Source organism: Prescottella defluvii (assembly GCF_000738775.1).
In the GTDB taxonomy this organism is placed as follows: Bacteria; Actinomycetota; Actinomycetes; order Mycobacteriales; family Mycobacteriaceae; genus Prescottella; species Prescottella defluvii.
The window spans coordinates 41,784-68,366 of the sequence record NZ_JPOC01000040.1; the positions used below are offsets into that span (position 1 = coordinate 41,784).

The 26,583-nt window shown below is 67.4% G+C and carries 25 protein-coding genes and 1 pseudogene; 19 read left to right on the top strand and 7 right to left on the bottom strand.

Annotated features, from left to right (window positions below; translation table 11 throughout):
• Positions 1 to 13: 13 nt before the first annotated feature.
• From IJ15_RS0115405 to IJ15_RS0115420, 4 genes are all read right to left on the bottom strand, one after another.
• The gene (locus IJ15_RS0115405) at positions 14 to 469 is read right to left on the bottom strand and encodes a DUF6069 family protein (protein ID WP_031939241.1); all 456 of its coding nucleotides are present in this window, start codon (positions 467 to 469) and stop codon (positions 14 to 16) included.
• 211 nt (positions 470 to 680) lie between these two features.
• Entirely contained in the window at positions 681 to 1,262 is a 582-nt protein-coding gene (locus tag IJ15_RS0115410; RefSeq protein ID WP_231569548.1) for a hypothetical protein, read from the bottom strand.
• Positions 1,263 to 1,519: 257 nt separating this feature from the next.
• Positions 1,520 to 2,434: a membrane protein gene (locus tag IJ15_RS0115415; protein WP_031939243.1), complete on the bottom strand. Its 915-nt coding sequence runs from the start codon at positions 2,432 to 2,434 to the stop codon at positions 1,520 to 1,522.
• A gap of 129 nt (positions 2,435 to 2,563) precedes the next feature.
• Entirely contained in the window at positions 2,564 to 3,430 is an 867-nt protein-coding gene (locus IJ15_RS0115420; protein WP_031939244.1) for an alpha/beta fold hydrolase, read from the bottom strand.
• Between the two features lie 241 nt (positions 3,431 to 3,671).
• Between IJ15_RS0115420 and IJ15_RS0115425 the strand changes: the two genes are divergently transcribed.
• From IJ15_RS0115425 to IJ15_RS0115440, 4 genes are read left to right on the top strand one after another with little or no spacing between them, the layout of a single operon-like run.
• The gene (locus IJ15_RS0115425) at positions 3,672 to 5,519 is read left to right on the top strand and encodes a multicopper oxidase family protein (protein WP_031939245.1); all 1,848 of its coding nucleotides are present in this window, start codon (positions 3,672 to 3,674) and stop codon (positions 5,517 to 5,519) included.
• 53 nt (positions 5,520 to 5,572) lie between these two features.
• Positions 5,573 to 5,953, top strand: a complete 381-nt coding sequence (locus tag IJ15_RS0115430; protein ID WP_081880755.1) for an ArsR/SmtB family transcription factor — start codon at positions 5,573 to 5,575, stop codon at positions 5,951 to 5,953.
• Positions 5,950 to 7,044, top strand: a complete 1,095-nt coding sequence (arsB, locus tag IJ15_RS0115435) for an ACR3 family arsenite efflux transporter (RefSeq protein WP_031939247.1) — start codon at positions 5,950 to 5,952, stop codon at positions 7,042 to 7,044. The genes IJ15_RS0115430 and arsB overlap by 4 nt, the downstream gene beginning before the upstream one ends.
• Before the next feature lie 4 nt (positions 7,045 to 7,048).
• Positions 7,049 to 7,447 (top strand): arsenate reductase ArsC, encoded by a 399-nt coding sequence (locus IJ15_RS0115440; RefSeq protein ID WP_031939248.1) that lies wholly within the window; start codon positions 7,049 to 7,051, stop codon positions 7,445 to 7,447.
• A gap of 17 nt (positions 7,448 to 7,464) precedes the next feature.
• Here IJ15_RS0115440 and IJ15_RS0115445 read toward each other — a convergent pair whose 3' ends face one another.
• Positions 7,465 to 7,941 (bottom strand): ArsI/CadI family heavy metal resistance metalloenzyme, encoded by a 477-nt coding sequence (locus IJ15_RS0115445; protein WP_031939249.1) that lies wholly within the window; start codon positions 7,939 to 7,941, stop codon positions 7,465 to 7,467.
• A gap of 97 nt (positions 7,942 to 8,038) precedes the next feature.
• Between IJ15_RS0115445 and IJ15_RS0115450 the strand changes: the two genes are divergently transcribed.
• The 5 genes and pseudogenes from IJ15_RS0115450 (at position 8,039) to IJ15_RS0115470 (ending at position 14,594) form a co-directional block, all read left to right on the top strand.
• Positions 8,039 to 8,407, top strand: coding sequence for an Rv2640c family ArsR-like transcriptional regulator (locus IJ15_RS0115450; RefSeq protein WP_031939250.1), 369 nt, complete (start codon positions 8,039 to 8,041; stop codon positions 8,405 to 8,407).
• 272 nt (positions 8,408 to 8,679) lie between these two features.
• Positions 8,680 to 9,774, top strand: a pseudogene (locus tag IJ15_RS0115455) (carboxylate-amine ligase); the annotation flags it as partial.
• A gap of 13 nt (positions 9,775 to 9,787) precedes the next feature.
• On the top strand, positions 9,788 to 11,572 hold the full coding sequence (locus IJ15_RS0115460; RefSeq protein ID WP_031939252.1) for an N-acetylglutaminylglutamine amidotransferase: 1,785 nt from the start codon (positions 9,788 to 9,790) through the stop codon (positions 11,570 to 11,572).
• Positions 11,569 to 13,452, top strand: a complete 1,884-nt coding sequence (locus tag IJ15_RS0115465; protein ID WP_407984089.1) for a S9 family peptidase — start codon at positions 11,569 to 11,571, stop codon at positions 13,450 to 13,452. Before IJ15_RS0115460 ends, IJ15_RS0115465 begins: the two co-directional genes overlap by 4 nt.
• 14 nt (positions 13,453 to 13,466) lie before the next feature.
• A complete protein-coding gene (locus tag IJ15_RS0115470; RefSeq protein WP_031939254.1) occupies positions 13,467 to 14,594 on the top strand; it encodes an amidohydrolase in 1,128 nt (375 codons plus the stop codon).
• Between the two features lie 31 nt (positions 14,595 to 14,625).
• Here IJ15_RS0115470 and IJ15_RS0115475 read toward each other — a convergent pair whose 3' ends face one another.
• Positions 14,626 to 15,213, bottom strand: coding sequence for a TetR/AcrR family transcriptional regulator (locus IJ15_RS0115475; RefSeq protein ID WP_031939255.1), 588 nt, complete (start codon positions 15,211 to 15,213; stop codon positions 14,626 to 14,628).
• Between the two features lie 193 nt (positions 15,214 to 15,406).
• Between IJ15_RS0115475 and IJ15_RS0115480 the strand changes: the two genes are divergently transcribed.
• The 10 genes from IJ15_RS0115480 to IJ15_RS0115525 all read left to right on the top strand — a co-directional run bounded on the left by IJ15_RS0115480 (position 15,407) and on the right by IJ15_RS0115525 (position 25,456).
• A complete protein-coding gene (locus tag IJ15_RS0115480) occupies positions 15,407 to 16,651 on the top strand; it encodes an NAD(P)/FAD-dependent oxidoreductase (protein ID WP_031939256.1) in 1,245 nt (414 codons plus the stop codon).
• A 36-nt stretch (positions 16,652 to 16,687) separates the two neighbouring features.
• A complete protein-coding gene (locus IJ15_RS0115485) occupies positions 16,688 to 17,101 on the top strand; it encodes a RidA family protein (protein ID WP_081880757.1) in 414 nt (137 codons plus the stop codon).
• Positions 17,102 to 17,352: 251 nt separating this feature from the next.
• Positions 17,353 to 18,837, top strand: coding sequence for an MFS transporter (locus IJ15_RS0115490; RefSeq protein WP_081880758.1), 1,485 nt, complete (start codon positions 17,353 to 17,355; stop codon positions 18,835 to 18,837).
• Positions 18,838 to 18,921: 84 nt separating this feature from the next.
• Entirely contained in the window at positions 18,922 to 19,545 is a 624-nt protein-coding gene (locus tag IJ15_RS0115495) for a class I SAM-dependent methyltransferase (protein WP_031939259.1), read from the top strand.
• A gap of 155 nt (positions 19,546 to 19,700) precedes the next feature.
• The gene (locus tag IJ15_RS0115500; protein WP_031939260.1) at positions 19,701 to 20,189 is read left to right on the top strand and encodes a DUF1269 domain-containing protein; all 489 of its coding nucleotides are present in this window, start codon (positions 19,701 to 19,703) and stop codon (positions 20,187 to 20,189) included.
• Positions 20,190 to 20,219: 30 nt separating this feature from the next.
• A complete protein-coding gene (locus IJ15_RS0115505; RefSeq protein WP_081880759.1) occupies positions 20,220 to 21,413 on the top strand; it encodes an AI-2E family transporter in 1,194 nt (397 codons plus the stop codon).
• A gap of 123 nt (positions 21,414 to 21,536) precedes the next feature.
• Positions 21,537 to 23,075: an arylsulfatase gene (locus IJ15_RS0115510; protein ID WP_031939262.1), complete on the top strand. Its 1,539-nt coding sequence runs from the start codon at positions 21,537 to 21,539 to the stop codon at positions 23,073 to 23,075.
• Positions 23,076 to 23,080: 5 nt separating this feature from the next.
• Positions 23,081 to 24,022: an HAD family hydrolase gene (locus IJ15_RS0115515; protein WP_031939263.1), complete on the top strand. Its 942-nt coding sequence runs from the start codon at positions 23,081 to 23,083 to the stop codon at positions 24,020 to 24,022.
• 33 nt (positions 24,023 to 24,055) lie between these two features.
• Entirely contained in the window at positions 24,056 to 24,964 is a 909-nt protein-coding gene (locus IJ15_RS0115520; protein ID WP_156112123.1) for a formylglycine-generating enzyme family protein, read from the top strand.
• Positions 24,965 to 25,030: 66 nt separating this feature from the next.
• Positions 25,031 to 25,456, top strand: a complete 426-nt coding sequence (locus tag IJ15_RS0115525; protein WP_031939265.1) for a hypothetical protein — start codon at positions 25,031 to 25,033, stop codon at positions 25,454 to 25,456.
• A gap of 40 nt (positions 25,457 to 25,496) precedes the next feature.
• On the opposite strand, the gene IJ15_RS0115530 is transcribed toward IJ15_RS0115525, so the two are convergent.
• On the bottom strand, positions 25,497 to 26,468 hold the full coding sequence (locus IJ15_RS0115530; RefSeq protein ID WP_231569549.1) for an alpha/beta fold hydrolase: 972 nt from the start codon (positions 26,466 to 26,468) through the stop codon (positions 25,497 to 25,499).
• Positions 26,469 to 26,583: the final 115 nt, after the last annotated feature.

Genomic DNA, 26,583 nt, shown 5'->3' on the forward strand with positions numbered 1-26,583 from the left:
CCGGCCGGCCCGGTCAGGGGCGTGCGGTGAAGGTGCTCTGCGCGGATGCCGCGACCCCCGACAGCAGCGACACGATCGCGATGCCGACGACGAGGTAGATGGCCCCGCTGGCGATCTGCGACTTGGTGGTGGCGTCGACGCTGAACGGCCACAGGGCCGCGGCGGCCGTCGCCAGGATGCCGATCCAGGAGAAGAAGACGGACGCGCGCGGCGTCGAGATGAGAAGAAGGTGCAGCAGTCCCGTCGCGATCAGTGCCGCGATCGCGGAGTAGACGGCCACGGTGGTGACCTGCGAATCCCACGGCGTGTGCGGCGGTGAGATCACGGGGGTGTCGATCGGGCCGCGCACCGCCAGCACCCCGACCACGGCGGCGAGTGCGGCGACGATCGCAGTGGCGACACCACCCGCCCACAGTCGCCGCCAGTTGATTGCGGTACGGGTGACTCGAACCGTCGGTTCCGCGCTCATCGAGTGCTCCTTCCGGATCTCGAACCGGATGTGCCGTGCTGTTCAGGCTAGGCCGGGAGCAGGGGTCGGCGGGCGTGCTCGGGAAGAATCGTGGCCGATGCGAACTCTCGGTGCCCACCGACCGGGTTGCGGCGCCGACACCCGACCGGGTTGCGGCGCCGACACCCGAGCGGGTGTCGGCGCCGCAACCGGGGAGGCGCGAGGCCCTGCGTTACGCGTCCGGGCCCGTGGAGCCGAGAGGGAGCCCCGCGAGTAGATCGCCGAGGTCTGCCGGCAGCAGCTCCTGCAGGCTGCCCAGATCGAGGTCGGCCGGCAGGATGTCCTGCAGGCTGCCGAGGTCGACGCTACCGAGCAGGCCGCCGACCGGCACGATCTGAGCCTCACCCACCGCCGGCTGTTCCGGGTCGGTCAGCGAAATGCACTCGCCGACAACCGCGTACATGCCGTTTCCGAGATCGGTGGTGAACGTGTCCTCAGCGCCCGGGCCGACTCGTTCGGCCACGTCCGTCTGCCACGACAGGAAGCCCGGCTCCGTGATCTTGCTCGGATCCTGCTGCAACGCGGGCAGCTTGGCGGCCTCGAGCGCGAAGGCGCCGCAGCTCGTGGTGGGGTCCTCGTTGGTGTTGGCGACGGTGACCGAGAGAGTGTTGCCGTCGACGGCGGTCGTCACGGTCGGGCTGGTGAGCTCGACCGGTTCGGCCGAGGCCAGAGCGGGTGCTGCGAGCGCTGCCGCGGCGACGATGGCAGCCCCACCGACCGCGTGACCGAGTGCCTTCCGATTACGCAACTGCATGTTCATCCCCTTCCAAATGTGAACCATCGGAACGTGATCCGGGTTGGCGCAATCCCGACACCAAGATCACCCCTCCACCATCGACGCCATACGTCGGGGCTGCAACAGCAAAGTCGGTCAAATGGGTCGTATCGGCCGAGGGCCCGGCGTAGGGTGACGGGTCCGCGTGGGCGGGGCAGCGCCATGAACAGGGCAAACCGAGTGGTCAGTCTTCTAGGTAACGATGCTGTAACGGTATGATCTGGACGGTCGATCAATCATTGCGACGCTTGGGTTTTCGGAGGGTAGACGGTCTCGGTGAGGGGCTCCGCCGGTCCGCGCAGGTACCGGCCGATCGGCCCCTCGTCCAGCGCGAGCGCCTTCGCGATCACCGAGGCACCGACGACGATTCCGCACGCGACGAACATCCAGCCGATCGCGGTGAAGATCAGGCCCAGGTCCCCGAACTTGGCTTCGGCCGTGGCCACCGTCCGAGGCAGGACGACGTTGCCGCCGATCCGTAGCACCGTCAGCCCCGCGGCGGTGATCACCCCGGTGGACCACAACACGCGGGCCGAGAGACGGCGTTCGGTGAGCAGGTACGGCACCAGCGTCCACAGCCCGGCCCAGACGGCGAACTGGGCGACGAGGACGAGCGACCCGCCCAGGTACGGCACGCCGAGCAGTGCCCGGGTGGCGCCGATCAGGGCCGCGCTCGCCGCCACCGACAGCAGCACCGCGATCCACCGCCACCAGCTCGCGAACTTCAGCGTCGGGACGTGCCACACCCGCCCGTACATCCGGCCGAGGGCGCGGGCGAAGGACGTCCCGCCGAGCAGGACCATCAGCAGGCCGACGATGCCGAAGGCCGCGAACGACGGATCGTCGACGCCGAGGCCGTCCGTGCTCACGTCGACGCTGTCCATGTCGATACCGAACTGGTCGAAGAAGCCCTTGGTGAACGTGTCGTGGCTACCGATCGTCGATGCGACGATCACCACCGGCAGCACCGACGTGAACGACTGGGCCGCCAGTGTCATGGACCGGTCCGCCCACTCGATGTCGACGAAGCCGGACAGCATCCGCTGAACCGTCCGACCGGGTGCGGTGCCGCGCAACCAGCCCTGCGCGGACTCCGACCGCGCGGCCAGCGCCTCCCGCGCCAGCGCGACATTGAACCTCGACGACCGCACGGCATCCCCTTCGAAAGGCCAGCGCCGGGGCGGCGGTTGCCACCCCGGCGGATTCCGACAGCGTAGGAGATCTCGGTCGACGCCACCCTCGCGGTGCCTGTCGCGGAGAGTGCCGTCAGCGCACTCGGGTCACCCGAGGTCGCGCAGGAGGAAGGACAGCACGGAGGCCAGCCAGGCGTCACGGGCCTCGATCATGGTCCAGTGGCCGCACTTGGGGAACACGTGGAATTCCGCGTTCGGGATGTCGCGCATCGGCAGCAGACCCATGTCGACGGGGCTGACGCGGTCGTCGCGACCCCACGTGATCAGGGTCGGGGCCTTGATCTTGCCGAGCTTCGCCCAGTACGGGGTGACATCGGCCTGCGCGGCTGCCGCCGCCATCCCTGCCATCGCCTTGCTGCTGTACATGCGGCGGGCGATCTCGAGCGTCTTCGGCTCGGTCGCGAGCGCCCAGCGTTCCTCGATGAGCTGCTCGGTCACGATCGCGGGGTCGTAGACCATCGAGTGCAGCCAGCGGATCAGGCTCTCGCGGGTCGGGTTGTCGGTGAATTCCGTCAGCAGCTTGATGCCCTCGCCCGGGAAGGGGGAGAGGACGTTCTTGCCGATGCCGCCGATCGAGACGAGCTTCTTCACCCGGTCGGGGTGCGAGATCGCGATGTTGGCGCCGACGCCGCCGCCCATCGAGTTGCCGATGATGTCGACCGCGTCGAGGCCGAGGCCGTCGAGGAACACGGGGACGGCGCCCACGGCCTCGACCATGGGGTGGCCGTCGCACGGGTCGGAGACGCCGAAGCCGGGGAACTCGAGGACATAGCAGGTGAAGTGTTCCGCGAAGTCCGCGAGGACGCCGCGGTAGTTGCGCCATCCGGTGACACCGGGGCCCGAGCCGTGCAGCAGTAGCAGCGGCGGACCGTCGCCGGCCTGGTGGTAGCGGAGCACACCCTGATCGGTGTGCAGTTCCCGCTTGGAGTCCTCGTAACTGATTTCGGTGGTCATCGTCAGCCTCTGTCTGTCGCAAATGTCATCCGGACGCTCCAGCCTGTCTCGAATCGTTGCCGCCCGCCACATGGCTTCCCGCGAAGTGGAAAGGGTTCCGCGGGGCGATTCGTCCGCCTCGCCGGGAACGGGACGGGGAATCGAGGGGGATGCGTGCAAAGCATCAGGGCGGCAGACGGTTCCGGCGTACCGTCGGGCGGGCGTACTCCGGTAGGGCGACCACGGGGAGTGTGACGGTGACATGAGCGGACGGATTTCGCGGCGTGCCTTCAACCGCGGCCTCGCGTGGACGGCCGGTGCCGCGGGCGTCGGGGCGGCCACCGTGGGGGCGTCGACGGTGCGGGCACAGGATCTGGGCGATCTCGGCAACATCGACCCGTCCCGGCCGCAGTTGTTCGCGTCGCCACGTATCGAACCGTTCGTCGACGAACTGCCCCGAATTCCGGTGCTGTCCGGATCGCAACTGGAGTTGCGCGCCGCGAGCACGACGCATCGGTTCCACCGCGACCTCGCCCCGGCGCCGACGCTCGCCTACGGCGGCATGGACTATCTCGGCCCCACCATCGAGGCGCACCGGGGCGACCCGCTGACGGTCTCCTACCGCAACGAGATCGGGGTGCACCCACTGGCCGCCGACTTCGACACCACGCTGCACGGCGTCACCGAGCAGGATCGGACATCGGTGCCCACGTCGATGCATCTGCACGGGGCGGTGACACCACCCGAGCACGACGGCCACCCGGCGTTCCTGCAGCGGCCCGGACAGGGGCACGTGCATCACTTTCCGAACGGTCACGAGGCCACCCAACTCTGGTACCACGACCACGCGATGGGGATCACCCGGCTCAACGTGTACGCCGGGCTCGCCGGAGTGTGCCTATTGCGAGACGAGTTCGACACGGGCACAGCAGGAAACGCGTGGGGGTTGCCGTCGGGAGAGTTCGAGCTTCCCCTGGTCCTGCAGGAGAAGCTCTTCACCGCGGACGGGCGGCAGAGCGTCCGGGTGTCGCCGCTCCTCCCGCAAGGCCGGTGGAACCCGGCCACCCCCGGCGACGTCGGTGTCGTGAACGGCAAGATCTGGCCCCAACTCGAGGTGGCCCGGGGAATGTACCGGCTTCGGGTGCTCAACGCCGCGTCGTTCAGTGTGTGGAACCTGTTCTTCGGCAACCGGATGCGGTTCTGGGTCCTGGGAATGGAGAGTGGACTGCTACCGGCCCCCGTCGCGGTCGACCGGATACGGCTCGCGCCCGGCGAGAGAGCTGATCTCCTGGTGGATTTCGGTGTTCTGGACGGCGGTTCGACGGTGGAGTTGTGCAACGACGAACCGCCGCCGCTGGGGGCTGCTCAGCAGGGTGTGCGGGCGATGCCGTTGTTCTGTCGCTTCCGGGTGGCCGACGGCAAGGGATTCACCGGCGGGGTCCCGCAAACCCTTCGCGGCGGGTCGGGACAACCCGCGGACCTGGAACCGGTGCCGGTGCCGCAGGTGCAGCGGACCGTCACCGTGCTGCAGTTGCCCGACCCGTCGAGCGGCAATGTGCTGATGTCGCTCAACAACCTTCGGTTCGGTGACTCCGACATCGAGATGCCCCGGCAGGGCACGGTCGAGCAGTGGAACATCGTCAACGTCACGCCCGAACCGCACCCGATCCACCTGCACCTGGTCAACTTCCGGGTCCTCGGTCGACAGGGCATCGACGTGCAGCGGTACGTGCAGGAGAATCCGCAACCGCCGGTCGGCACCAGGTGGGCTCCGCCGGTCGACGCGTTCGTCACCTCGCCGCTCGTCCCGCCCGAACCGTGGGAGGCGGGACGCAAGGACACCGTGGTGACGAACCCGGGAACGGTGACGCGGATCGTGGCGGTGTTCCCGACAGCCGACCGGTTGGGATTCGACCCGGACGCGACGTTCGGTGTGGGCGAGATCGCGGCACCGGCCCCGGCACCGTCCGGCCACGGCACGCCCGCGCACGCAGGTCACGACACCGCCCCCGCGGCGACCGGACCGCTGCAGGGCTACGTGTGGCACTGCCACATGCTCGACCACGAGGACCACGACATGATGCTCGGTTTCCGAACAGTCGCGGAGTGACTTGCCGCTGACCCCCCCGAGCTCATTGATTAGATAGATGTCAATATAGACGCATGTCGAATCAAGTGGCGGACTGTTGTGCATCGATCGGAGGGCAGGCCATCGAGCCGGGTCAGGCCGCCGATCTTGCCCGGATGTTCAAGGCGCTCGGCGATCCGGTGCGGCTGCGGATGCTGAGCCTCATCGCCGCGCACGAGGGTGGGGAGAGCTGTGTCTGTGACATCTCGCCAGCCTTCGATCTGTCCCAGCCGACGATCTCCCACCACCTGAAGGTGCTACGGGAGGCCGGCCTGCTCGGCTCGGAGCGGCGCGGCACCTGGGTGTACTACCGGGTGATTCCGTCAGCACTGGAACAGCTTTCGGCGGTACTGTCGCCGACGGTGGGCGTCGTCGCGGGCTCGGCCTGCGCGCCGACCGTCGAGGTCGGGCTGTGACCGACGCGAACGTGCCCTCTGCTGTCGTCGGCAAGCTCTCGACACTGGATCGGTTCCTGCCGGTGTGGATCGGTGTTGCGATGATCGCCGGCCTGCTCCTCGGCCGGATGATCCCGGGACTCGGCGACGCGCTCGGTGCCGTCGAACTCGACGGCATCTCGCTGCCGATCGCGCTCGGTCTGCTGATCATGATGTATCCGGTGCTGGCGAAGGTCCGGTACGACCGTCTCGACGCCGTGACCGGCGATCGCAGGTTGCTGGCCGGTTCGCTGTTGCTCAACTGGGTCCTCGGCCCGGCGCTGATGTTCGCGCTCGCCTGGATCTTCCTGCCGGATCTGCCCGAGTACCGGACCGGTCTGATCATCGTCGGCCTCGCGCGCTGCATCGCGATGGTGATCATCTGGAACGACCTCGCGTGCGGCGACCGGGAGGCGGCCGCCGTGCTCGTGGCGATCAATTCGGTGTTCCAGGTGATCATGTTCGCGGTTCTGGGCTGGTTCTACCTCTCGGTGCTACCGGGTTGGCTCGGCCTCGAGCAGACCACGATCGACACCTCCCCGTGGCAGATCGCGAAGTCGGTGCTGATCTTCCTGGGGATCCCGCTGCTGGCTGGGTTTCTCACCCGCCACTTCGGGGAGAAGGCCAAGGGGCGCGAGTGGTACGAGTCGACGTTCCTGCCGAGGATCGGTCCGTGGGCGCTGTACGGGTTGCTGTTCACGATCGTGATTCTCTTCGCGCTGCAGGGTGAGCAGATCACCTCACGGCCAATGGATGTCGTGCGGATCGCGATCCCGCTGCTGGCGTACTTCGCGATCATGTGGGGTGGCGGCTACCTGCTCGGCGCGGTGATGGGTCTGGGCTACGAGCGCACCACCACTCTCGCGTTCACCGCGGCGGGCAACAACTTCGAGCTCGCGATCGCGGTCGCCATCGCCACCTACGGTGCCGCATCCGGGCAGGCGCTCGCCGGCGTCGTGGGTCCACTGATCGAAGTCCCCGTGCTCGTCGGGCTCGTCTACGTCTCGCTCGCGTTGCGCAAGCGCTTCGCCCGAATCGAGTCCGCGAATACCTTGGTGTCGAAAGAGGTTTGAAACCTTGCGCGTTCCCAGTGTGCTCTTCGTCTGCGTTCACAACGCCGGCCGGTCCCAGATGGCGGCCGGATACCTTGCTCATCAGGCGGGGGATCGAATCGAGGTCCGCTCCGCCGGCAGCGCGCCGGGCGACCAGGTGAACCCGGCGGCCGTCGTGGCGATGGCCGAGATCGGCATCGACATCTCGACGCAGTCACCGAAAATCCTCACCGTCGACGCGGTTCAGGCCGCCGACGTCGTGATCACGATGGGTTGCGGTGACACCTGCCCGGTCTTTCCCGGGAAGTCCTACCGCGACTGGGTTCTCGACGATCCCGCCGGGCAGGGGCTCGACGCCGTCCGGCCCATTCGTGACGAGATTCGCTCGCGGGTGGACGCGTTGATCGCCGAGCTCCTGCCGTAGCCGACAGGGAGGACTGTTCAGCAGCAGGACGATCCGGTCGATGCGGATTCGTCCGGAACGGCTGTGCCGCAACATGCCCCGTTCTCGGCTGCCGAGACCTCGAGGTGCTGTGGGCTGGAGCCGAACGTCTCGGAGTCGGCGAGCACGGTGTATACCTCCCACTTCTCACCGGCCGGGCCGGTGACCCACACCTTGTCCTGGGTCGCGAAGCAGCACGTGGTGCCGATCTCCTCGTCGGTGAACAGGCCCTCGTCGGTGAGGCGGGCGATCTCCGCGTGCACCTTCGCGCTCGATTCGACCTCGACGCCGAGATGGTTGATCGTGCCGCCCTTACCGGGATTCTCGAGCAGTACCAGTTTCAGCGGCGGTTCGGCGATCGCGAAGTTCGCGTAGCCGGGCTTCAGCTTGGCGGGCCGGGTTCCGAACAGCTTGGAGTAGAAGGTGACCGCCTCCTGCAGGTCGTCGACGTTGAGGGCGAGTTGGGCGCGTGACATGACTGCCTCCGGGCTATGTGACATATATCGAACTACTTGCGGACTTCAGGTTGCCACCTTTTCGACATAAGTCAAGGAGCTGGCTAGGATCGGCGGCATGCCCAAGGCCCTGCCCATCGTCGATGTCAGTGCACCGATCTGCTGCGCGCCGGTATCGGCGGCGCCCATGAGTGACGACGCCGCACTGCAGGTCGCGCTCCGCTTGAAGGCGCTCGCGGACCCGGTCCGGATCAAGCTCGTCTCGATTCTGCTCACCGCCGCCGGGGGAGAGGTCTGTACATGTGATCTGGCCACCAGCGTCGGACTGGCGGAGTCGACCGTCAGCCACCACCTCGGGCAACTCAGGAAGGCCGGCATGGTCGAATCGGAGCGGCGCGGCATGAATGTCTTCTATCGGGCGCGCGGCGACTCGTTGGACGCGCTTCGCGTGGTGCTCGACCCCAACTGCTGTGGTGGGGCGCGGTAGTTCCGTGGTTCCTCGGTGTCGCAGCCTTGGTGATCCACCGCTTCTGCTCGTACTGGATCACCTTGCTGTAGGCATTCGTTGTCTGTCCGAGTCGCAGTGCCGCTCCTGGTCTCAACACGCTAACGAATATCGCTATGTGTGTGAATCGGCCACCAGGGTGCGAAGACTGGTCGGGCAGCGCGGTTGAAATGCCGTGCGGTCGAAATCCCGGAGAGGACCCCTGGATGAGCCCGACGCCCGCCACGCCTTCGCGGGGCGCGAGGTAGATCGCCATGGTGACCGACGAAGTTCGCAAGCTGGGCGTCGAGGAGGAGTTCCACCTCATCGACGCGGAGACCCGTCGGCTCGTCACGCGCGCACCCGAGTTGCTCGAGCGCCTGCCGGGGGACGTCTACGTCGAGGAACTGCAGCGCTGCGTCGTGGAGGTCAACAGCGGAGTGTTCGCACACCTCGTCGATCTCCGTGCGGACCTGATCCGCCGGCGACAGGTCCTCGTCGAGGCCGCCGCCGACCTGGGCGTCGGGGTGGTGGCCGCGGGCGCGGTGCCGCTCGCGGTGCCCGCCGAGATGGCCGTCACCGAGACCCCGCGGTATCGCCGCATGCTCGCCGACTACCAACTCCTAGCCCGCGAGCAGCTGATCTGCGGCACCCAGGTGCACGTCGACGTCGCGGACCGTGACGAGGCCGTGCAGATCGCCAATCGCGTGGCGCCGTACCTGCCGATCTTCCTCGCCCTGAGCGCGAGTTCGCCGTTCTGGGCCGACGGCACCGACACCGGATACGCCAGCATGCGGTCCTTGGTGTGGACCCGCTGGCCCACCACCGGTCCCGCGGCGCCGGTGCAGTCCGCCGCGGAATACGACCGGCTGATCGCCGACCTCGTCGGCAGCGGCGTGATCAGCGGCCCCGGGATGGTCTACTTCGACCTGCGACCGTCCGATCGGTATTCGACGCTCGAGCTGCGGGTGTGCGACAGCTGCCCGTCGGTGGACACGATCGCGCTCGTCGCCGGGCTGTTCCGGGCCCTCGTCGATCGCGAGGCCGTCGCCCTCCACGAGGGGCGACCGCCACTGCAGGTTTCGCCGACGCTGGTGCGCGCGGCCATGTGGCGCGCCGCGCGTTCGGGCCTCGAGGGCGACCTCGTGGACGTGGAAGCCGTGGCGCCGCGACCCGCGTCGCAGGTGGTCGAGGGGCTGATCCGGTCGCTGCGGCCCCACCTCGAGTCCACCGGCGACTGGGACGTGGTCTCCGAACTGGCGGACGTCACCCTGCAGGTGGGGAGTTCGTCGGCGCGGCAGCGGCGGAGCCTGCGTAGGCGCGGGAGCCTGACCGACGTCGTGGACCTGCTGGCGGCCGAGACCCGAGGAGGAGTGGCCGAGTATGTGTGGCATCTGCGGTGAGGTTCGTTTCGACGGGGCGACGCCCGACGTCGCCGCGGTGGCACGGATGACCGACGCGATGGTGACCCGCGGGCCGGATGCGGCCGGCGCGTACGCACAGCAGTCGGTGGCGTTCGGCCACCGCCGCCTGTGCATCATCGACCTGTCGGCTCGGGGCGGTCAGCCGATGGTCGACAGCGAACTGCGGTTGTCGCTGGTGTTCAACGGTTGCATCTACAACTACAAGGAGTTGCGGGCGGAGCTGCAGCAGGCGGGTTACCGGTTCTTCTCGACCGCGGACAGTGAAGTGGTGCTCAAGAGCTTCCACCGCTGGGGGGCCGACTGCGTGCAGCGGTTCAAGGGAATGTTCGCCTTCGCCGTCCACGAGATCGATTCGGGTGTGGTGACGTTCGCGCGTGATCGGTTGGGGATCAAGCCCCTGTACTTCACCGAGCAGCCGGGGCGGTTGCGATTCGCGTCGACGCTGCCGGCGCTGCTGCACGGAGGTGGCGTCGACACCACGATCGATCGTGTCGCCCTGCACCACTATCTGAGCTTCGCCGCGGCCGTGCCGGCGCCGCACACCATGTTCGAGGGTGTCCGCAAGCTGCCGCCGGCGACGATCCGGGTGGTGCGTCCGGACGGAACGGCCACCGAAAGGCAGTACTGGGAACCGCTGTTCGAGCCGTCGCCCGAGCGGGTGTCGTGGACGGCGGAGCAGTGGCAGCACGCCCTGATGGACTCGCTGCGCACGGCGGTGTCCCGCCGGATGGTCGCCGACGTCCCAGTGGGGGTGCTGCTGTCGGGTGGCATCGATTCCAGTCTGCTCGTGGCCCTGCTGGCCGAACAGGGGCAGCGGGACCTGGCGACCTTCAGTATCGGATTCGACTCGGCCGGAGGAGAATCGGGAAACGAGTACGTCTACTCCGATCTCGTGGCCCGGACGTTCGGCACCGATCACCGGCAGATCCACATCGATCCGTCGCGGCTCCCGGCGGCGGTGCCGAAGGCGATCGAGGCGATGAGCGAGCCGATGCTCAGCCACGACTGCGTGGCGTTCTTCCTGCTGTCGGAGGAGGTCTCCAGATCCGTCAAGGTGGTCCAGTCCGGCCAGGGGGCGGACGAGATCCTCGGCGGCTACCACTGGTATCCCCCGCTGGTCGGGGTGGCGCGGGAACAGTCCGCGGAGGCCTACGCCAAGGTGTACTTCGACCGCACCCACGACGACATCGCGGCCCTGGTCGATCCCGACTACTGCCTCGATCGCGACGTCAGTACCGAATTCGTGGTCCGGCACCACCGGGCGCCGGGCGCCGACACCGCCGTCGACGCCGCACTGCGACTCGACACGACGGTGATGCTCGTGGAGGACCCGGTCAAGCGGGTCGACACGATGACGATGGCGTGGGGACTCGAGGCGCGGGTGCCGTTCCTCGACCACGAGTTCGTGGAGTTGGCGGCCACCTGCCCGACGGACCTCAAACTGGCGGGCGACGGCAAGGGTGTGCTGAAGGAGGCCAGTCGCGGCCTGCTCCCGAACGCGGTGATCGACCGGACCAAGGGCTACTTCCCGGTACCGGGCATACGGCACCTCGAGGGTGGTGTCCTCGCCCTCGTGCAGGACGCGCTGAGCAGTCGCGGCGCCCGGGAGCGACGGCTGTTCCGGCCCGAGGTGCTCGACGCACTGTTCGCCTCCCCCAACGAGATCCGCACCGCCCGTGGCGTGAACACCCTGTGGCAGGTGGGTCTGCTGGAGATGTGGCTGCAGGCGATGGAGCGGCTGTGACCGCCGGAGTCTCGACGGAACGCGAAGGCGGACAGCATATCCGCTTCACATCGGGTGCGTCGGTGTCGCCGGATGCGACCGGATTCGCCCACATCGTCGACGACGGGGGATACCCGTGGGCCGTGCAGCGGTTCCTGTCCGGCCGGCACGGCAGCACGGACCGTCGCGTCGAGTTGCCCGTGCCCGGCCCCGTCACGCGGATCGTGCATTCGGCGGACAGCGGGTGGCTCGCGTGCCAGGTCGCGCCGCACGGTGGCAACCGCACCCAGGTGTGGGTCGTGCAGACCGACCCGCAGGACCGCTCGGCCCGCCTGGTCGGGTCACAGCGCGCGGTCTCGACCGAGCTGATCGGCTGGGACGGGAACCTGGTGGTGCTCACCGCGACCGACGAGGACGGTGTGGCCGAGGCCAGGTTGGTGGATCCACAGAGCCAGGACATCGTCGTCCTCGACCGTCGTGTCGGCAGCTTCCTCGTCGACGCGTGGGACGGATCGGCGCTGCTGCGGGTGGGCCCGCGCGGGCATCGTGAACTGCTGCTGCAGCGCGCCGACGGAAGTCGGATCCCGCTGCTGCCCGCAGACTTCGGGTCGACCACCGATGCGGGGGTTCTCCTCGACGACCACCGCCTGCTGGGTGTGCTCGGCCAGCATCGGTCGCCCTGGGCATCGAGCGAGGGTGAGCCGGACAAGTACATCCGCGCGCTCGTGCGCAGCGACAACGGGGCCGAGTTCGCGCGACTGCTCGGTGTGGCGGCGTCCGAGCGTGGCGTCTCCTACCGGGTGCTGGCCGAGCGGGACAACTGCGGACTCGACGAATTCGTCGTCAGTGACGACCACAGCACCGTGGCACTGCTGTGGAACTACAAGGGCCTGAGCGAATTACAGATCCTGCATCTCGCGGACGGCACGTTCGATTCTCCGATCGGTCTGCCGGGACTGGTGGCGTCGGAGCTGAGCATCAGTGCCGACGGCTCGTTGCTCGCAGTCACGGTGGAGGGGCCCGGGATGCCGCCGTCGGTGGAGATCGTCGACCCGCGGACGGGTGAGTGGGGTCCGGTGGAGCCGGCCCGGACCCGGATCGCCCGGGCCGACGCCCCGCTGCTCGTCGAGCTCACCGCGCGCGACGGGCTGCCCCTGACCGGGTGGCTGTACCGCGCGCCGGGGAACGAACCCGGTCCGGTGATGCTGTGGTTCCACGGCGGACCGGAGCTCCAGGAACGCCCCGGATACAGCGACTACTTCCCGGCGCTGGTCGCGGCCGGGATCACCGTCTTCGCGCCGAACGTGCGCGGCTCGGGCGGATTCGGCCGCACCTTCATGCACGCCGACGAGCGGTACGGCCGATTCGCGGGCATCGACGACGTCGCGGACTGTGTCCGCCACGTCGTCGACAACGGCGTTGCCGACCCCGCGCGGATCGCGTGCGCCGGGCATTCGTACGGCGGCTATCTGACGTTGGCGGCCCTGACGTTCCACCCCGACCTGTTCGCGACCGGTATCGCCGTCTGCGGCATGAGCAACCTCGAGACCTTCTACGCCAACACCGAGCCGTGGATCGCGGCCGCCGCCTATCCCAAGTACGGGCACCCCGAGCACGACCGGGAACTGCTGGCGGAACTGTCGCCGATCCACCGCGTCGACGCCCTGCGGGCACCGGTGCTGGTGGTGCACGGCGCCCACGACACCAATGTGCCGGTCAGCGAGTCGGAACAGGTGGTGGCGTCGGTGCGGGCCCACGGCGGTGTCGCCGAACTGCTGCTGTTCGACGACGAGGGCCACGACATCGTCAAGCGGGAGAACCGGGACACGCTGGCGAAGACGATGGTGAAGTGGCTGACCAGCCGGCTGGCCCGGTCCGGCGCCCGGGTGTCGGCGATCTGACGGGGGTGCTGCCCATGCGTATCGACAACGACCGGCTCGTCGCGTGGCGGCGGGATCTGCACGCCCACCCCGAACTGTCCTTCGCCGAGTTCCGGACGACCGCGCTGGTGCGCGATCACCTGGCTTCGCTCGGGCTCGATCCGGTCGTCCTGCCGGCCGGCACCGGCCTGTGGTGCGACGTCGGGCCCGACACCCCGACGTGCGTCGCGTTGCGGGCCGACCTCGACGCGCTCCCGCTGACGGAGGCCACCGGTGCGCCGTACGCGTCCACGGTCGACGGCGTGAGCCACGCGTGCGGACACGACGCACACACCGCGATGCTTCTCGAGGCCGCGACCGCGCTCGTCGCCGAGCCACCGCGGCAGCGGGTGCGGTTGATCTTCCAGCCGGGGGAGGAGACGACCCCGGGAGGTTCGCTCGACGTCGTCGCGGCCGGTGCCCTCGAGGGTGTCTCGCGAATCTTCGCCCTGCACTGCGCACCTCAGCTCGAGGTCGGCCAACTCGCCACCCGCGCGGGCCCGATCACGTCGTCCGGTGCGATGCTCACGGTGCGACTCTCCTCCCCGGGCGGGCATTCGGCACGTCCGCACCTGACGGGCGATCTCATCCACGCTGCGGCCGTACTGGTGACCGGGCTGGCGTCGGTGCTCGATCGCCGACTCGACGCCCGCACAGCCACCGTGCTGACGTGGGGTCGCATCCGGGCCGGCCGGGTCGGCAACGCGATACCGGAGTCGGGGGAACTGGTGGGCACGCTGCGCAGTGCGTCGCACCAGACGTGGGCGACGGTGGAACCACTGGTGCGACGCGCCGTCTCGGACCTGCTCGCACCCTACGGGGTGGACCACGAACTGGACTACGTGCAGGGCGTACCGCCGGTGGTCAACGACCCCGAGGCGACCGGCGAACTGATCGCCGCGATCGCGTCCGTAGTGGGTCTCGAGAATCTGGCCGAGGCCGGACAGTCCAGCGGCGGTGAGGATTTCGCGTGGTACCTCGAACACGTTCCCGGTGCCATGGCGCGGCTGGGTGTCTGGGACGGCACCAGCCCGCGGCACGATCTTCACACGCCGAACTTCGACCTGGACGAGCGTGCCCTCGTGTACGGCGTGCGGACCCTCCTCGCGCTGGCGTACGCCTGAGCGTGCTCCGCGCGTCCGGCCGCGTCGAGGGTCAGGACGGGTGGTGTGGTCGGGTGGCGGCCAGCACGATTCCGACGATTCGGTCCAACTCCTCAGCGGATGCTCTGCGGCCGAGCATCATCGGGCCCATGAACAAGGGGGCGGCCAACGCATTCACCATGGCCTCGGGCGTGTGGTCGGCATTGGCCTCGCCTCGGTCGATCGCGCGCTGCGCCATCTGTCGCCACGCATCGAGAACGGGCTTGTACTGCTCGAGGACGAGCTGGTTGAAATCGGGGTAACGCCGGCTCGCCATGAGTGCCGCCGAGGCGACCTCGACGGGGCTGTCCGCGTACTCGGCGATCTGTTCTGCGAAGGCGCGGACGTCGGACTGCCACGACCCCGTGTCCGGCGGGTCGACCTGGCGGACGTGCATCGACACCGCCTCGACGAGTAGATCGTTGTGCGTGGGCCACCACCGGTAGATCGTCTTGCGGCTGACGCCGGCGCGGGCAGCGACCTCGACGGTGGTGAAGTCGAGGCGTCCTTCGGCAAGAAATCCCAGGCATGCCTCGCCGACCGCGGCACGTACCTTCTCGCTCCGGCCACCGGTTCGCACCCGCTCGGGCTTGTCGCTCAACGCCGTCTCCTTCTCCGCAACAAACTGTTAACGACACATGGTGTTGACTTAGCCTGGTCGGCGATGGATGATTTCCGTCACACGCAGCCGAACAGGCCGCTCCAGCCTCTCAGAGCATTGCGGCCGTGACGGCATCGCGATCGAGCCTTGCGCGTGGCGAAGTCGGAACCAGACCAGTCAACGAGGAGAATTGATGCACGATGAAGGTTGTTTCGATGTCGTCGTCGTCGGGGCGGGGCCCCTGGGTGCGGCCACCGCGCGGCACCTGACGGAACGTGGCGCCACGGTGCTCGTCGTCGGACCGGACGAGCCCTCGGGGTTCGCGGACCACGACGGAGTGTGGGCCGGCTACTACGACCAGGGGCGACTGGCGCACGTCCTCGAGGTTCCGCTCATGACCTCGATGCTGGCGATGAGGTCGATCCGGCGCTTCGCCGATCTGCAGGAACGTACCGGTGTGCAGTTCGCGACGCCGCGGCAGTCGCTGACGGTCATGCCCGACGACTCCGAGGGGGGCGGGCTCGCCGACTGGTTCAATCGAGGACTGCTCGCTGACAACGCCGCCGATCTGAACGTTGCCGTAGAGCAATTCAGCGCCGAAGAGTTGCGGCGGGAATACCCGGACCTGCGGTTCGCGCCCGGCCACGTCGGCATCGTGCAGCGTGACGCCTTCATCGTGAATCCGCGCGGGTTGGTGCAGGCCGAACTGGCCGCCGCGGTCGCCCAGGGCGCCGTGCTGGTCCGCGACGTGGTCGACAGCGTCGAACGCACGGAGCAGGGGGTTCGCGTCGTCTCCCGGTCGGGACCAGCCTGGCGTGCCGGAAAAGTGGTCATCGCAACGGGTGCCGCGACCAACGTCGGTGGTCTCCTTCCGAAGTCGCTGGACATGCGGACCTACGGTGCGACGGTCGTCCTCGTCGAGGTGTCGGATCCGGCCGAGTTCGACATTCCAGCCATGATGTACCTGAAGGCATCCGGTGAGGAGATGGTCTTCGGCGGAATCGTCATGTCGCCGCTGCAGTATCCGGATGGCCGGTGGTATCTGAAGTGTTCCGGTAGAAGCCTTCTCGACAACCCGCTCGATTCCGCCGAGGCGATCGCGCGCTGGGTGCGCACCGGCGGCCGCCGGCAGGACATCGACGAATCACTGGATCTGCTCGCCGAACTGCTCCCGGGAAAGACCCTCGGTGCCGCCCGTACGCGGCCGTGCATGGTGTGCGAGACGCCGACCGGACTGCCCTACATCGATCTGGTGGACGAGCGCACGGTTGTGGCGATCGAGGGCGAGCGGGGTGCAATGGCCGCCGACGAAATCGGCCGACTCACTGCAGGTCTCGCGATCGACGGGGCATGGACCGACGGGATACCGCACGCGGCCTTCCAGGCTCGGTGGGCAACGGACGTCGTGTCCCCGCTGCGGGAGGTCGCCACGGCCTGACCCGGTCAATGTACCCACCTAGAAAAGGACCCCCAGATGTTGTCTTCGAACGGCCCAATCGTGCCTCCGGAGTTGGACCACGTATACCGGCACTGGCATATCGCTCCTGCCGTCCGAGCCGGGGACTTCGTCATTTGCTCAGGAGTGCTCGGGCAGCATCCCGACGGCACCATCCCGAATGACCCCTCGACGCAGTTCACGCTGGCTTTCGAAAACCTCGAACGTATCCTCGCTGCCGCCGGCGCCGTGCTGGCCCATGTGGTCGAACTGGTGACCTTTCACACGGACCTGGAAGGCGACCTGCGCGCCTTCACGGCGGTCAAGGAACGGTTCATTCGCGAGCCGTACCCGGCGTGGACCGCGGTCGGAGTAGCCCATCTCGGAGCCGGCTCGGCCGGGAACCCGCGAGTCGAGATGAAGGCCACCGCCTATCTCGCAGACGCCTCCTGACTGCTCGAGCCTTCCACTTCTCGGCGATGCTCCACCGCCTCTCTGTGCCGGCACGCGTACCGGCACAGAGGGGAGGTCGCTGACTGCCCTTGTGCAGCAGTAATTGTCGGCGAACGATCCATGATTTCGCGATCGCGCCTACCCGCGCCTACCGATCTCTGATCGGCGGTTCCATCGCTCTGTCCCACGCTCGTGCCTTCCTGCACGAGTGGGGTTGCACCGATCCCTCATCAAGGTTGAAAGGCCCGCTTATGGATCCCGCATTCCACGGTGGTGACACTATCGTCGCGACCGGACACCCCGCAGCTTCCGGCATCGGAAGCTGGACACCACGACTCGTGCTCTCGTTCGTCTCCATGGTGCTGGTACTGGAGATGCTCGCCTGTAGCTACTTGATGGTTTCTGTTGCACTGCCGCAGATTTCGTCGCACTTCCACACCACGCAGGGGGTGTGGATCATCACGGCCTTCCTGTTGGTCGGGGCCGTGGCGTCGCCGCTGCTCGGAAAGCTGGCCGATACCCACGGGAAACGGAAGGTGCTGCTCGCCTGCGTTCTGCTCGCGGCTGTCGGTGCGCTGGTCGCCGCGGTGGCTCCGACGCTTCCGATTCTCGTGCTGGGCTGGGCCCTGACCGGACTCCTCAGCCCGTGCCTGTTCCTGGTGTATGCGCTGATCCGGGACGTGTACCCGCCGCGGACGGTCACGATGGCGGTGAGCATCTCCACCACCGGTATGGGACTGATCGCGGTACCTGCGCCCTTCCTCGCCGGTTGGATCATCGACAACTTCGGATTTCGTGGCGTCTTCTGGTTCTTCGTCATCGGGCTCTCGCTGTTGGCGGTGATCATCCGAGCCACCACGGAGGAGTCGCCGATCAGGCTTCCGGCGCGAATCGATTTGATCGGAGCGATGCTCCTCGGGATCGGCCTCGCCGGACTGCTGCTCGGCATCAGCTTCGGACCCGACTGGGGGTGGACCGCACCCGCCACGCTGGCCTGGCTGGCCGTCGGACTGATGTTCATGCTCGCCTGGTACATATCCGCCGGTAAGCTCCGCGACCCAATCATCGATCTCTCGATCCTGTCGCAGCGCCCCGTCGCGCTGACCTCGCTCAGCTCGGGTCTGTGCTGGGCCGCCATCGCAGCCTTCGTCATGTTGCTCCCGATGATGGTCATGACGCCGGGCGACATCGGTCTCGGCTACGGATTCGGCGCCGACGCAGGAGAATACGCGTGGTTCCACGCTCCCGAAGCAGCGATGACCTTGGTGGGTGGATTCATCGTCGGTGCTCTGGTCCCGCGAGTTCGCCCCAAATCGATGATGGTCACCGGACTCGTCCTGATCACTGCGGGAAGCGTGCTCCTCGCGGTCACGCACGACTCCAAGACCATTGTCATCCTGCTCGCCGCAGCCGTCGGGCTGGGTGGAGGGATGGGATACGCGGCCACCCCGAATCTGCTCATCGAGGCTGTCCCACCACAGCTTCTGGCCACGGCCGGCGCCATCTCGTCCACCGCGGGCAACCTGCTTCCCGCGATCCTGCCGGTACTCGTCTTCGCGATGTTGAACTCGCACATCGCGATCGCTGCCGAAGACGGCGTGCTGTACTCGAACGCCGGCATCTCCATCGGATTCGCGATGGTCGCCGGTGCGGCGCTACTCGGCGCCCTGGCTGCCATCGCGATTCCCCGATCGATCCGGCAGGCGGACGCGCCGTCTGCAGCCGTGGCCGACTGACCGCTAGCGTGGAGGTGCTCTGTCGGTAGAGGGGGTCGGCCGTGTCATCGTGGGACGGTCGAGACTGCGTCACAGGAGGCTGTCATGGGGTTCTATACCGATCGGATCGTCCCGCACCTGGTGGAGGCCTCGTGTGGGATGTCGCTGACCGAATCGTCGCGGAAGCGGGCGTGCGCGGGCCTGCACGGCCGCGTGCTCGAGATCGGTTTCGGGTCGGGACTCAACGTCCCGTTCTACCCGGCCGCCGTCGACTCGGTCAGCGCCGTCGAGCCGGCCGACGAGGCCTGGAAACTCGCCGGCCGGCGACTCGCCCGATCCGGTGTCCCTGTCGAGCGGTCCGGCCTCGACGGGCAGTCGCTGCCGTTCCCCGACAACACGTTCGACACCGCCCTGTCGACCTGGACGATGTGCACGATCCCCGACGTGGATGCTGCGCTGCACGAGGTGCGTCGAGTCCTGAAACCCGGGGGCACCCTGCACTTCGTCGAACACGGGCTCGCGCCGCATTCCAAGGTGCAGCGTTGGCAGCGCAGGTTCGAGCCGATCCAGAAGACTGTCGCCGGTGGCTGCCACCTGACCCGCGACATCCCTGCCCTGGTTCGCGCCGCAGGCTTCGAGATCGCCGATCTCGACAGCTTCTACGAGAAGGGCGCGCCGAAGATCATGGGCGCCCTCTCACTCGGTGTCACAGCGCCCGTTCCGGGCTGATCCGAAGCGTCGCGGCGGGGCCTCCGCCCTGCCGCGGCACTGCTGCGCGATGCCGATGCGTCGGCACTTCATCCGAAAGGTGTGAGTTCTCGGTCCGATTCAGCGCTTACGGTGCTGACAGGGCCGATCCGGCTCAAAACCTCGAGGAGATGATCATGGCAGGAACATTGACTGTCTGGAAGTTCGCATCCCCGACCGGAGCGGACACGGCGATCGCGACGTTGGAGGACCTGCAGAAGCAGGCATTGATCATCGTCCACGACGCGGCGGTCGTGAGCTGGCCGGAAGGGAAGAAGAAGCCGAGAACCCGCCAGCTCACCAACCTCGCCGGCGCGGGTGCCCTCGGCGGTGCCTTCTGGGGGTTGCTGTTCGGCATCCTGTTCTTCATCCCGCTGATCGGGGTTGCCGTCGGCGCCGCGGTCGGTGCGCTGAGTGGGGCACTGACCGACGTCGGAATCGACGACGACTTCATCAAGCGGCTGAAGGAACAGATCACCCCTGGTACGTCGGCGCTGTTCGTGCTCACCTCCGACGCGACCCTCGACCGGGTCCATGACGAGTTCCACGGTCAGCACGGGGAACTGATCTCCACGAACCTGTCCCACGAGCAGGAAGCGCACCTTCGTGAGGTGTTCGCGGACTGATAGGCAGCGGAATCTGCTCCGGGAGGAACGATGACGGGATCACACGAATTGCGAGCCGACCGGGTCACACCCGTGGTGCCGGTGCCTACGTTGACACCAGCACCCTGGGCGATACCCCGAGGCCTGATCGTGTTGCTCGCGGGTGCAGGGGCGGTGGTGTCGATCGCGGGGATCAAGGTCTTCGCCGGAATCCTCGGTCCGGTGTTCCTCGCGCTCATGCTCACCATCGCGGTGCAGCCGATTCAGTCCTGGGTGCAGCGTCGCAGGCTTCCCGCGTGGACCGGGATGATCACCGCACTGATCGTGGTGTACCTGATTCTCATCGGGCTGATCGGGGCGCTGGCGTTGTCTGCGGCGCAACTCGCCACCCAACTGCCGCAGTATGCCGACACCGTCGACGATCTCCTGGACGGTCTCCGGTCGGTGCTGGCCGGCGCGGGCGTGAGTTCCGAGCAGATCCACAACGCGCTCAGCAGCATCGACGTCGGCAAGGTCGTCGGGCTGATCGAATCCGCACTGCAGAGTCTTCTCGGGGTGTTCTCCAACCTCTTCTTCATCCTCGCTCTGCTGTTGTTCATGGCGTTCGACGGGATGAGTATCGGCAAGAAGATGCAGATCGTTGCGCGTAGCAGGCCCGAGATCGCCTATGCGCTTACGACTTTCGCCGCAGGAACACGTAAGTACCTGGTCGTGTCCACCGTGTTCGGCCTCATCGTTGCGGTACTCGACGGTGGCGCCCTGTGGCTGATGGGGGTGCCGCTGCCGGTGCTGTGGGCGCTGTTGTCGTTCATCACGAACTACATTCCCAACATCGGTTTCGTGATCGGGGTGATCCCGCCCGCGCTGCTCGCGCTGCTCGACGGCGGACCGGTCCTCATGATGTGGGTCATCGTGGTCTACTGCGTGATCAACTTCGTCATCCAGTCGATCATCCAGCCGAAGTTCGTCGGCGACGCCGTCGGTATCAGCGTGACGATGACCTTCCTGGCACTGGTGTTCTGGGCCTGGGTGCTCGGTCCGCTGGGTGCGCTGCTGGCGATTCCGATGACCCTGCTCGTCAAGGCGATGCTGCTCGACATCGACCCGGCCACTCGCTGGGTGAACGTCCTCATCGGCGAGAAGGCGGAGGACGTGCCGGATCCACCGGAGGTCGACATTCCGCCTCCCACGCCGGAAGCCGTCGACCGGAGTCCGGCACCGGAACCCGTCGTGCCGGCCACGTGAGACCCGGGGTGTCATCGCGGTGGTCCGGGTTCATCCCGAACGGGTGATGTGGAAGGCAGACGAAGGGCGCAGCCTGATCTCACACGGACGGAACGACATACGGAGCGAACAAGGAGATTTGTGATGCCGGATTCGAAGCCGAACATTCTGGTGATCTGGGGAGACGACATCGGGATCACCAATCTCAGTTGCTACAGCGACGGATTGATGGGTTACCGGACCCCGAACATCGACCGGCTCGCCGAGGAAGGCATGAAGTTCACCGACTCGTACGGCGAGCAGAGCTGCACCGCCGGCCGCGCGTCGTTCATCACCGGTCAGAGCGTGTACCGGACCGGCATGAGCAAGGTCGGGTTTCCCGGCGCCGACATCGGATTGTCCGCCGAGGACCCCACCATCGCGGAACTACTCAAGCCACTCGGCTACGCGACCGGGCAGTTCGGCAAGAACCACCTCGGTGATCTGAACAAGCACCTGCCGACCGTCCATGGGTTCGACGAATTCTTCGGTAACCTCTACCACCTCAACGTCGAGGAGGAGCCCGAGCTGCCGGATTACCCGCACGAGGAGCAGTTTCCACGGTTGTACAACCTCCAGAAGCCTCGTGGGGTCCTTCGTTCGTGGGCCACCGACGAGGACGATTCCGCCGAGGACCCGAAGTTCGGCCGGGTGGGACGACAGAGGATCGAGGACACCGGTCCGCTGACGAAGAAGCGGATGGAGACCGTCGACGACGAGATCGCCGATGCAGCTGTCGATTTCATCCGTCGCAAGCATGCCGAGGACGCGCCGTTCTTCATGTGGGTGAACTTCACCCACATGCACCTGCGCACGCATACCAAGCCCGAGAGCCTGGGGCAGTCGGGCATCTGGCAGTCGCCGTACCACGACACGATGATCGACCACGACAAGAACGTCGGCCAGGTCCTCGACGTCCTCGACGAACTCGGCCTGGCCGAGAACACGATCGTCATCTACAGCACCGACAACGGGCCGCACGCCAACACGTGGCCGGACGGGGCGACCACGCCGTTCCGCAGTGAGAAGGACACCAACTGGGAGGGCGCATTCCGGGTTCCGCAGGTGATCCGATGGCCCGGCAGGATCCCGGCGGGAGCGGTCTCCAACGACATCGTCCAGCATCACGACTGGCTGCCCACGTTCCTCGCCGCAGCCGGCGACGCGGACATCGTGGACAAGCTGAAGGCCGGGCACACCGTCGACGACAAGACGTTCAAGGTGCACATCGACGGCTACAACCTGCTGCCGTACCTCACCGGCGAGGTCGACACGAGCCCACGCCGCGGGATGGTCTACTTCTCCGACGACTGTGATGTCCTCGGCATCAGGTTCGAGAACTGGAAGATCGTCTTCATGGAGCAGCGGGCCCAGGGAACCCTCGGTATCTGGGCGGAGCCGTTCACTCAACTACGCGTCCCCAAGCTGTTCAACCTGCGAACCGATCCGTACGAGCGCGCCGACGCCACCTCGAACACCTACTGGGACTGGTTCCTCGACCACGACTACATCGCCTTCTACGGAACCGCGATCACCACCGCATTCCTCGAGACGTTCAAGGAATTCCCGCCCCGGCAGGAAGCGGCCAGCTTCACGATCGATCATGCAGTGAAGAAGCTGCACACCTTCCTCACTCGGGACTGAACGCAATGGCAGACTTTCTTGCGTCCTGGTCCGACGGGAAAACCCGCACCGCGATAGTGGATTTCGTCGAACGGGTCGTCGACCCGGCCGGACCCGACTATGTGGAACCCGAAGGCCGCGTTGCCGTGTTCGACAACGACGGCACCCTGTGGTGCGAGAAGCCCATGCCGATCCAGCTCGACTTCACCATCCGACGGTTGGCGGAGATGGCGGAGGGTGACGCGTCACTGCGGTCGCAACAGCCGTGGAAGGCGGCGTACGAGAACGACATGCAGTGGCTCGGTGCCGCGATGGTCAAGCACTATCACGGCGACGACGGCGATCTGAAGTTGTTGATGGGAGCGATCACTCAGGCATTCGGAGAGGTCACGGTCGAGGATTACGACGCCCGGGTGACGGCGTTCTTCGGTGACGCCGACCATCCGACGCTGGCCCGGCCGTACCGCGGGTGCGGTTACCCCCCGATGGTCGAGTTGCTGCGCTACCTCGAGGCGAACGGATTCACCACCTACATCGCGTCCGGTGGCGACCGGGACTTCATGCGTCCGGTCGCCGGGCAGCTGTACGGGGTTCCGCCGGAGCGGATCATCGGCAGTGCCCTGGGGCTCGAGTACCGGGAGGGGGAGGGCGCGACCGACCTGCTCTACAAGGCCGCGATGGACTTCTTCGACGACGGCCCGGAGAAGCCGATCCGGATCTGGAGCCGGATCGGACGCCGGCCGATCCTGTCCGTCGGCAACTCCAACGGAGACCTTCCGATGCTCTCGTTCTCCGGGCAACCCGACCGCGCGTCCCTGCGGATGCTGCTCCTGCACGACGACGGGGAGCGAGAGTTCGACTACGTCGCCGGCGCGGAGGACGTCCTCGAACACGCGCGTCGAAACGACTGGACCGTGGTGAGCATGAAGGATGATTGGCTCGAGGTGTTCGCGCCCGGCACCGCCTGAGCAGGAAGGAATCTCGTGACGACCGGTACCGTCATCCTGACCGAACTCCGAAACATCCCCGCCCAGACCTTCACGATGGGCTCCGACACCCACTATCCGGAGGAGCGGCCGGCGCATCGCGTCGAGGTCGAGGCGTTCGCCATCGAGACCCGGCAGGTCACCAACGCCCAGTACGCGTCCTTCGTCGCGGGCACCGGGTACCGGACGGTCGCCGAACGTCCCCTGGACCCCGCAGACTTCCCGGGCGCACCCGCCGAGAACCTGCAGCCGGGGTCGATGGTGTTCGTGGGGACGCCGGGCCCGGTCGATCTCCGCCACATCGACCAGTGGTGGCGGTGGACGCCGGGGGCGTCGTGGCGCCGGCCGGAGGGTCCGCGGTCCACGCTCACCGGTCGCGGCGAGCACCCCGTTGTGCACATCGCGCACGAGGATGCGCAGGCTTACGCCGAGTGGGCCGGGCGGGCGCTGCCCACCGAGGCCCAGTGGGAGGCGGCGGCCCGCGGTGGGCTCGATCATGTCGAGTTCACGTGGGGTGGCGAACCCGAACCTGCCGGCGAGCGCCTGGCGAACTTCTGGCACGGCGACTTCCCCTGGCGCGCGGCACCGGGATACGGCAGCACGACGCCGGTCGCGTCGTACCCGCCGAATCCGTACGGGCTGTACGACATGGCCGGCAACGTCTGGGAATGGACCGACGACTGGTACGCCGACGGGCACGACACCGGACACTCGTGCTGCGCGCCGCGGAACCCGCGCGGCCCCGGCATCGAGGACAGCTACGATCCGCGGCAACCGCAGTTCCGGGTGCCCCGCAAGGTGATCAAGGGCGGCTCGTTCCTGTGCGCCGACAGCTACTGCCGCCGCTACCGGCCCGCCGCCCGCCGGCCGCACATGGTCGACACGGGCATGAGCCACATCGGGTTTCGGTGCATCGCGCGGTGAAAGCGTGCGGGGTGCAGACGACGCTCGTGCGCCTCGACGCGGTGTAGGCCGCCCTATACTCGGCGGGTGGACAACGCAGGGCACGAGTCCGACTTCACCGGCCGGCTGACGTTCCGGACCGTGTACGGAGGCCCGGACATACCGGGGGAGTGGATTGCCGCCGTCACCAGGGTGAAGCGCCGGCTGGGCGTGCTCCGTTTCGCCTACGATCTCGACGTGCTGCTGCACGTCGGGGGATCCATCTCGTCGACGGACGGGCCGCCCGGATTGCGGCACCCGCGCGTGTCGGTCGCGAAACGCTCCATGACCGCGCAGATCCACATCGGTCGCGCCGATGTCCGGACGGCGTCGGATCCCGATGCGTTCGTGCGCGAGACGATCACGCGTGCGGTCCGCCAGATGATCGAGCGCATCGCAGCCAAGGATCGCGGGGTGGATGCGGCGACGGAGGACTCGAAGCTGGGAATCGTGTTCGAGGCCGAGGAGGCGTAGCCCGCCCGGTGGCGGCCTGTGGGCCTGCGCGTCGACCGGTTCAGCGAGTCGGCACGTGCTCGTCGAGGAACTGCTGCGTCGACTCGGCGATCGCCGCCGCGTGGGCGTGGAACAGGTAGTGATGACCCTCCATGACCGTGACCTCCTGGATCTCCGGGTTGCTGATCGCGGCGCGGTGCGAGGGCTCCCATTCCGGTTCCACTTCGAGTGACGACGCGGCGAGGATCGACAGGGCCGGCAGGTTCGGCGGGAACACGGCGCCCTCGGCCGCCTGCACGTTTTGTGCCCCGCGGGCCATCTCGTCGAGCACGGTCGGGTTCAGCACCCACGAGTACGCACGCAGGTAGAGATCCTGCTGGTCGGAGGTGTATTCGGCGGCGTCGCCGAGACTCTGTCGGTAGTCGGCGACAAGTCCCAGGTAGTCGGTGCTCTCGTCCAGTGCGATGAGGTCTCGGGTGCCCCCGACGGCGTTGACGATCGCCATCCAACTCGGCCAGTCCGGGGAGCCCTGGGCGCCGTCGTCGGTATAGCGCTCGTCGTCGAGTCCCACCACGGCGGCGACCTCCTGCGGGTGGTGAGTGGTCCACCACATCGCATACAGGCCCGAAACGGAATGCGGCATGAGGACGTACGGGCCCTCGATGCCCAGTGTCGCCAGCGCGGTGCGGATCTCGCCGACGATCGCCTCGCTGGTGCGGGGGGAGTCGGTGCCGTCGCTGAGGCCCAGCCCGAAGGGTTCGACGGTGACGACCGTGTTCTGCTCTGCCAGACGTCCTGCGAGAGGAGCGAAGCCGAGGATCGGCTCCGGCGTGGCCAGGCCGGGCACCAGGACGATGGTCCGCGGTCCCGAACCTTGCACCGCCACGCTCATCCGGTGCCCGTCCACCTCGACATACCGGTGTTCGGCGCCGATCAGTTGTTCGATGGCCTGCTTGTCGTGTGGCGTCTTCCACCAGTGGTAGGCCGCCGAAAATGATACTGCCGCAACGAGACCGGCGGAAATCCATCGCACCGCGCGAAGCAGCCGGCACCGCGGCTTCCGGGTCTGCGATTCGCCTGTTCCGCTTGGTGGTTCACTGTCGCTCCGCCCGTCTGGTGCCCCGCCCACGGTAATCGGACCAGTCCTC